Origin of the sequence: Bifidobacterium sp. M0404, assembly GCF_016101415.1 — a bacterium.
Lineage (GTDB): Bacteria > Actinomycetota > Actinomycetes > Actinomycetales > Bifidobacteriaceae > Bombiscardovia > Bombiscardovia polysaccharolytica.
Genome location: NZ_JACFQP010000006.1, coordinates 1,906 through 3,625, shown reverse-complemented (window position 1 = coordinate 3,625; position 1,720 = coordinate 1,906). Strand labels below are relative to the sequence as shown.

Genomic DNA, 1,720 nt, shown 5'->3' with positions numbered 1-1,720 from the left:
CACAGGTAAGGGCACGCTTCCGCGTCTTGGATTGGACGGCTTGACGCCGGTAGGAGAATATCGACTCCTTCATCCATTCGACTACGCCTGTCGGCCTCGCCTTAGGACCCGACTCACCCGGGGACGACGAACGTGGCCCCGGAACCCTTGGTCATCCAGCGGACGGGATTCTCACCCGCCTCTCGCTACTCATGTCTGCATTCTCACTTCCACGCGGTCCACGGCCGGCTCACGCCGCCGCTTCGCCCCACGCGGAACGCTCTCCTACCCAGCACAGCGAACTGCGCTGCCGCGTCTTCGGTGGCGTGCTTGAGCCCCGCTACATTATCGGCGCGGAACCACTAGACCAGTGAGCTGTTACGCACTCTTTCAAGGATGGCTGCTTCTGAGCCAACCTCCTGGCTGTCTATGCGACTCCACATCCTTTCCCACTTAGCACGCGCTTGGGGACCTTAGACGACGATCTGGGCTGTCTCCCTCTCGACGACGGAGCTTATCCCCCGCCGACTCACTGCCGCGATACACCTCACACGTATTCGGAGTTTGGCTGCTGTCGGTACCCGATACGGGCCCTCAAGCATCCAGTAGCTCTACCCCATGGAGGCACTCACGCGACGCTGCACCGAAATGCATTTCGGAGAGAACCAGCTATCACGGAATTTGATTGGCCTTTCACCCCTAGCCCCAGGTCATCGGCCCGGTTTTCAACCCAGGTCCGTTCGGTCCTCCACGCGGTCTTACCCGCGCTTCAACCTGCCCAGGGCTAGATCATCCCGCTTCGGGTCCAGGACACGCGACTGGAAACGCCCTTATCGGACTCGCTTTCGCTACGGCTGCCCCACACGGGTTAGCCTCGCCACGCACCACTGACTCGCAGACTCATTTTTCGATAGGCACGCCGTCACCCCGAAAGGCTCCGACGGATTGTAGGCACACGGTTTCAGAAACTCTTTCACTCCCCTCCCGGGGTGCTTTTCACCTTTCCCTCACGGTACTCGTACGCTATCGGTCAGACAGGAATATTCAGGCTTACCCCACGGTCGGGGCCGATTCACACGGGATTCCACGAGTCCCGCGCTACTTGGGAACAAGAACCGGCAGGCGGCGCGCCTTCGGCTACGGGGCCATCACCCTCTACGGCCGGGAATTCAATCCCGTTCGCCTCACACGCCGCTTTATCACTGCCGCCGGGCCCGTCGGAGCCCGGACGCCAAGTCCCACAACACCCATGCCGCAACCCCCGACGGGTCTCACACGGCACCGGTTTGGCCATCATCCGCTTTCGCTCGCCACTACTCACGGAATATCCTTTCCTGCAGGTACTGAGATGTTTCACTTCCCTGCGTACCCCCCGCACGAATGCGGTGCCGGCCCATCACGGCCGGCGGGTTACCCCATTCGGACACCCTCGGATCAAAGCCCTGTCGGCGGCTCCCCGAGGCCTATCGCGGCCCCACGCGTCCTTCATCGGTCCTGTCTGCCAAGGCATCCACCATGCGCCCTTGCCGACAACACGACCACAGGCCATGCCACGACAACAACAACTGCGAACTGCCAGACGACAAATCATCACACTAAACGATCACAAAACGATCGACCCGAACCCACTCACATGGGCCCGGACGAAACAATACAGCAGACAGCCGGCACCAGGCCAGCCATCCGCTCGCGTCCACTATCCAGTTCTCAAACCACCAGCGCGCCGCCGGCACCCGCCACG

1 rRNA gene (cut by a window edge) is annotated in these 1,720 nt (G+C 61.6%); it reads right to left on the bottom strand.

Features of this window, described 5'->3' with window-relative positions:
• Positions 1–1,516 (bottom strand): 23S ribosomal RNA (locus H3T93_RS08705); it reaches 1,740 nt to the left of the window's first position.
• Positions 1,517–1,720: the final 204 nt, after the last annotated feature.